This window comes from Burkholderia sp. HAN2018 (assembly GCF_024704855.1).
Lineage (GTDB): Bacteria > Pseudomonadota > Gammaproteobacteria > Burkholderiales > Burkholderiaceae > Burkholderia > Burkholderia cepacia.
Window position 1 is genome coordinate 1 of record NZ_QOBB01000343.1, and the last position, 5,403, is coordinate 5,403.

At 71.1% G+C, this 5,403-nt stretch carries 6 protein-coding genes; all 6 read left to right on the forward strand.

What is annotated here, in order from left to right:
- A partial coding sequence (locus DPV74_RS38720) for a DUF4118 domain-containing protein (RefSeq protein WP_119339101.1) occupies positions 1-1,744 on the forward strand: 1,744 nt, incomplete at its 5' end.
- Positions 1,737-2,435 carry a two-component system response regulator KdpE gene (gene kdpE, locus DPV74_RS38725; RefSeq protein ID WP_027786844.1) on the forward strand — a complete coding sequence of 233 codons (699 nt, stop codon included), beginning with the start codon at positions 1,737-1,739 and terminating at the stop codon, positions 2,433-2,435. The genes DPV74_RS38720 and kdpE, both read left to right, overlap by 8 nt.
- 158 nt (positions 2,436-2,593) lie before the next feature.
- On the forward strand, positions 2,594-2,878 hold the full coding sequence (locus tag DPV74_RS38730) for a DUF333 domain-containing protein (RefSeq protein WP_119339102.1): 285 nt from the start codon (positions 2,594-2,596) through the stop codon (positions 2,876-2,878).
- Positions 2,879-3,015: 137 nt separating this feature from the next.
- Positions 3,016-3,336 (forward strand): quaternary ammonium compound efflux SMR transporter SugE, encoded by a 321-nt coding sequence (gene sugE, locus DPV74_RS38735; protein WP_021161112.1) that lies wholly within the window; start codon positions 3,016-3,018, stop codon positions 3,334-3,336.
- Between the two features lie 211 nt (positions 3,337-3,547).
- Positions 3,548-4,165 carry a DUF4126 domain-containing protein gene (locus tag DPV74_RS38740; RefSeq protein ID WP_021161113.1) on the forward strand — a complete coding sequence of 206 codons (618 nt, stop codon included), beginning with the start codon at positions 3,548-3,550 and terminating at the stop codon, positions 4,163-4,165.
- Positions 4,081-5,403 (forward strand): ABC transporter permease (locus DPV74_RS38745; RefSeq protein WP_240440099.1); only part of this gene is annotated, 1,323 nt, incomplete at its 3' end. The genes DPV74_RS38740 and DPV74_RS38745, both read left to right, overlap by 85 nt.

Below are 5,403 nucleotides of genomic sequence, written 5' to 3' on the forward strand. Positions count from 1 at the left end.
CGACGTCGACCTGATGCTGATCCGTGCGTCCGCGAGCGACGAGGCGCGCGCCGCGCCGCTCGACGCGCGTGCACGCGACTGGCGCGACGCGTTCGCGCAGTTCGGCACGCATCGCTCGCCGCCGCGGCACTACGCATATGCTGCCGCGATCTGCGCGGCGATCACGGTCGTCGCGAGCCTCGTGTCCGAGCGGCTCGACCTCACGAACCTCGTGATGCTGTACCTGCTCGGCGTCGTGTTCTCGGCCGTGCGGCTCGGGCGCGGCCCGGGCGTGCTGCAGTCGTTCCTGTCGGTGGCCGCGTTCGATTACTTCTTCGTGCCGCCGCGCATGTCGTTCTCGGTCAGCGACACGCAATACCTGCTGACCTTCTTCGGGATGCTGCTGACGTCGCTCGTGATCAGCCACCTGACGTCGACGCTGACGCGCCAGGCGAGCGTCGCGCAGCGCCGCGAGCGCCGCACCGGCGCGATCTACGCGATGGCGCGCGAGCTGGGCGCGGCGCTGACGACCGAGCAGATCGTCGAGATCGGCAGCCGTCACGTGGGCGAGGTGTTCCGCGCGCGCGTCGCGTTCCTGCTGCCCGACAGCGCGGACAAGGTGCGGCAGAAGATCGAGGAGCCCGACGCGGCCGTCACGCTGACGGGCGCCGACCTCGACAGCGACGTCGGCCAGTGGGTATACGACCAGCAGAAGCCGGCCGGTCGCGGCACGGATACCTTGCCCGCGACGGTCGCGCTGTACCTGCCGCTGAAGGCGCCGATGCGCACGCGCGGCGTGCTCGCGGTCGCGTCACGCGAACCGCGCGAACTCGAGGTGCCCGAGCAGCAGCGGATGCTCGACGCATTCGCCGCGCAGATCGCACTCGCGCTCGAACGCGTGCACTACGTCGAGATCGCGCGCGACGCGCTCGTCAACATGGAATCCGAGCGGCTGCGCAACTCGCTGCTGTCGGCGATCTCGCACGACCTGCGTACGCCGCTCACGACGATCGTCGGTTTCTCGTCGATGCTCGCGAACGGACGCGCGGCCGCACAGGGCGGCGACGCCGCGGCGGCCGAGCGCTTCGCGCAGCGCGAGGGCGAACTCGTCGATGCGATTCACGACGAGGCACTGCGGATGACGGGCATCGTCACGAACCTGCTCGACATGGCGCGGCTGCAGGCCGGCAGCCTGCAGCTCAAGCGCCAGTGGTCGCTGCTCGAGGAAACCGTCGGCGCGGCGCTTGCCGCATGCAAGCGCGTGCTGTCGCGCCATCCCGCGCGTGTCGTGCTGCCGGCCGACCTGCCGCTCCTGCAGATGGACGCGGTGCTGATGGAGCGCCTGTTCACCAACCTGTTCGAGAACGCGGCGAAGTACACGCCGCCCGATACGCCGCTCGAGATCGGCGCGGAGCGCGTGACCGACGACGGGCTGCCGTTCGTGCGCGTGCATGTCGACGATCACGGCCCGGGCCTGCCGGCCGGCATGGAAACGCGGATCTTCGACAAGTTCACGCGCGGCGAGAAGGAATCGGCGACGCCGGGCATCGGGCTCGGCCTCGCGATCTGCCGCGCGATCGTCGAGGCGCACGGCGGTAAAATCGGCGCGCTCAACCGCACCGCGCCCGACGGCCACGTGACGGGCGCGCGCTTCTGGTTCACGCTGCCGGTCGAGACGCCGCCGGCCGCGCCTGCCGTATCCGACGACGAACCCGAGGTGCCGGGTGCGTCGTCCCCATCCGAGTCATTGCCAGACCATGAGTGAACCCAGCCTGACCGTCGTCCTGATCGAGGACGAAAAGCAGATCCGCCGTTTCGTGCGCGCCGCGCTCGAGGAGGAGGACATCGCGGTGTTCGAGGCCGAGACGGGCAAGCAGGGGCTGATCGACGCGGCGACGCGCAAGCCCGATCTCGTGATCGTCGACCTCGGCCTGCCCGATACCGACGGCCTCGACGTGATCCGCGAACTGCGCGGCTGGTCCGAGGTGCCGGTGATCGTGCTGTCGGCGCGCACGCAGGAAGAAGAGAAGGTCGCGGCGCTCGATGCGGGCGCCGACGATTACCTGACCAAGCCGTTCGGCGTGTCCGAACTGCGCGCGCGGATCCGCGCGCAACTGCGCCGGCGCAACCAGGGCGGCGCGAACGAGTCGCCGAAGGTGAGCTTCGGCACCGTGACGGTCGATCTCGCGCTGCGCCAGGTGTGGCGCGACGGGGAGATCGTGCACCTGACGCCGCTCGAGTACCGGTTGCTCGCCACGCTCGTGCGCCACGCGGGGCGCGTGCTCACGCACCGGCAGCTGCTGCGCGACGTGTGGGGGCCGTCGCACGTCGAAAGCCACCACTACCTGCGCATCTACATGGCGCACCTGCGCCAGAAGCTCGAGCGCGACCCGGCGCAGCCCGAGTACATCGTCACCGAGACGGGCGTCGGATACCGGCTCGTCGGCGCCGCATGACGGGCCCGTCCGGGCCGCGGCGGCGCACGTGCGCGTGACGTCGCGCGCCGGCAGGGTTGCGTCGGCGCGACAGTCCCGCGGCCGACGCGCGCGTTGCACACCCGGCGCTCATTCCCCGTTATCCTGACCGCTCCGCGAACGAAAACGAGGAGCGTGCAATGTCCGTCCGTCTGGTCGTCATCTGTGCGCTGGCGCTTGCCGCGTCTGGCGCGTTCGCCCAACCGCTGCCGCCCGGGCAGCAACCGCCGTCGTCCCAGCAGGCGGCGGCCAATCCCGCATCGGTCAATTGCACCAAGCTCGGCGGCCACCACACGGTACGCAACCTGTCGAGCGGGCAGGTCGGCATGTGCGTGTTCAAGGATGGCCGCGTGTGCGAGGAGTGGGCGCTGTACCGCGACGACCGCTGCGTCGGCGGCGCGACGCCGAAGCGCGTCTCGAACTGACCGAGCCCGGCCGGTCGCGCCCCCGGCCGGCCGCCGGCGTGTCCGTAAGCATCTTGTTATACTCGGCGCCGCCCGGGGACGACCCCGGGACATTCGCTTCAACGGGGACGGCCCCATCCGATACGGAGTACGTCGGGATGGCGTGGGTATGGTTGTTGATTGCCGGTTTGCTGGAAGTGGCCTGGGCGGCCGGCCTGAAATCGTCGGACGGCTTCACGAAGCTCGGTCCGTCGGTGTTTACGATCGTGACGGCGCTGGCCAGCTTCGGGCTGCTCGCGGTCGCGATGCGCCAGTTGCCGCTCGGCACCGCGTACGCGGTGTGGACGGGCATCGGCGCGGTCGGTGCGTTCGTGTTCGGCATCGTGATGATGGGCGAGGCGCTGACCGTCGCCCGCGTCGCGAGTGCCGCGCTGATCGTCGCGGGGCTGATCGGCCTCAAGCTGTCGTCGGCGGCCTGACGACCGCATCCGGGTGCGCCCGTGCCCGGGTGCCGCGCCGCGGAATTGCGCCGGCCGCCCGTCCGGCCTGTCTATAATGGAACGCATTCGGGCTTGAATACCGTCGTGCTTCTCGCGGCACGCGGTGCCGGTCGCCACGCGCCACGCGGCCGGTCTGTCCGACCCGATCCGATCAATCGGCAAAGCGCACGGAAAGTGCAAGGAGAGGGCCATGATCGAAGCCATTTCGCTCGGCGCGGGGCTCGCGTGGGCGAGCGGCCTGCGCCTGTACCTGACGGTGCTGATCGCCGGCCTGCTGGCGAGGTTCGGCTGGCTGCACCTGCCCGACACGCTGGCCGTCCTGATGTCCCCGTGGGTCATCGGCGCCGCGGCCGTGCTCACCGTCACCGAATTCCTTGCCGACAAGATCCCCGCGTTCGACTCGCTGTGGGATGCCGTGCACACCTTCATCCGCATTCCGGCCGGCGCCGTGCTCGCGGCCGGCGCGCTCGGCCATGCCGATCCGACCGTGCTTGCGGTCGCGGGGCTCGCCGGCGGTTCGCTCGCCGGTGCCGCGCACGTGGCGAAGGCCGGCACGCGCGCGCTGATCAACCTGTCTCCCGAACCGATTTCGAACTGGGTCGCATCGTCGACCGAGGACGGCCTCGTGGTCGGCGGGCTCGTGCTCGCGTTCTTCGTTCCGCTCGCCTTCCTGGTGCTGCTCGCCGCCTTCATCGCGGCTTCCGCGTGGGCGCTCCCGCGTCTGTGGCGGGGTGTCTCGGGCGGCTTTCGCGGCATGGCGAACCACATGGTGTCGCGGCTGAACTCGATCGGGGGGAAGCGCGATTGAAGGGGCGGCAACACGCGGCGCAGCCGCCCGCCGGGCAACCCGGCCATGAGATGCGTGCGCATGCCGGCCGCTTCGGCCTGCGCGACCTGATCCGCCAGGCTGCCCGCATGACCGCGCGCGACTGGCGCGCGGGCGAACTGACGCTGCTCGTCCTTGCACTGGTACTCGCGGTCGCGGCGCTGACGAGCGTCGGCTTCCTCGCCGACCGGCTGCGCCAGGGGCTCGAGCGCGACGCGCGCCAGATGCTCGGCGCCGATTTCGTCGTGCGGGCCGATCGCCCCGTCGATCCGTCGTTCGACCGGCAGGCTCGCGCGCTCGGCCTGCGTACCGCGACGACCGCGATCTTCCCGAGCATGATCGCGTCCGCCACGGGCGGGCAGGCGTCCGACGCGGCGCCGTCGCGCCTCGCGGCCGTGAAGGCCGTGTCTCCCGGATATCCGTTGCGCGGCGCGGTCGAGATCCTGCCGGCCGGTGCCTCCGCCTCGCAGAAGGTGGCCGGGATTCCCGCGCCGGGCACCGTATGGGCCGATCCGGCGCTGCTCGATGCGCTGCACCTGAAGGCGGGCGATACGGTGCGCGTCGGGTTGCGCACGTTCAAGGTCGCCGCATCGATCTCCCGCGAACTCGATCGCGGGTTTTCGTTCGTCAATTTTTCGCCGCGGCTGATGATGCGCGCGGACGAACTCGCCGCGACCGGGCTCACGGGCTACGGCAGCCGGGTCACGTACCGGCTGCTGGTTGCCGGCGACCAGCAGGCCGTCGCGCGCTTCGAAGCGTATGCGCACGCACGCGTCGACGGCGGGAAGCTGCGCGGTGCCGGTCTCGAGTCGCTGCAGGAAGGCCAGCCGCAGGTGCGGCAGACGCTGGATCGCGCGCGCCACTTCCTGACGCTCGTCGCGCTGCTCACCGCGCTGCTCGCGGCGGTCGCGATCGCGATGGCCGCGCAGCGCTACATGCGGCGCCACCTCGACGGCTGCGCGACGATGCGCTGTCTCGGCGTGAGCCGCCGCACGCTCGGCGCGTTGTTCGCGCTCGAATTCGCCGGCATCGGCATCGTATCCGGCGCCGCAGGCGCGGTGCTTGGCTACGGCGGTCACTGGGCATTGCTGGCCGCGCTCGGCGGACTGATCGACGTGGTGCTGCCGCCGCCCACGCCGTGGCCGGCGCTGATCGGCGTGGGCGCCGCGCTCGTGCTGCTGCTCGGCTTCGCGCTGCCGCCGCTCGTGCCGCTCACGCGC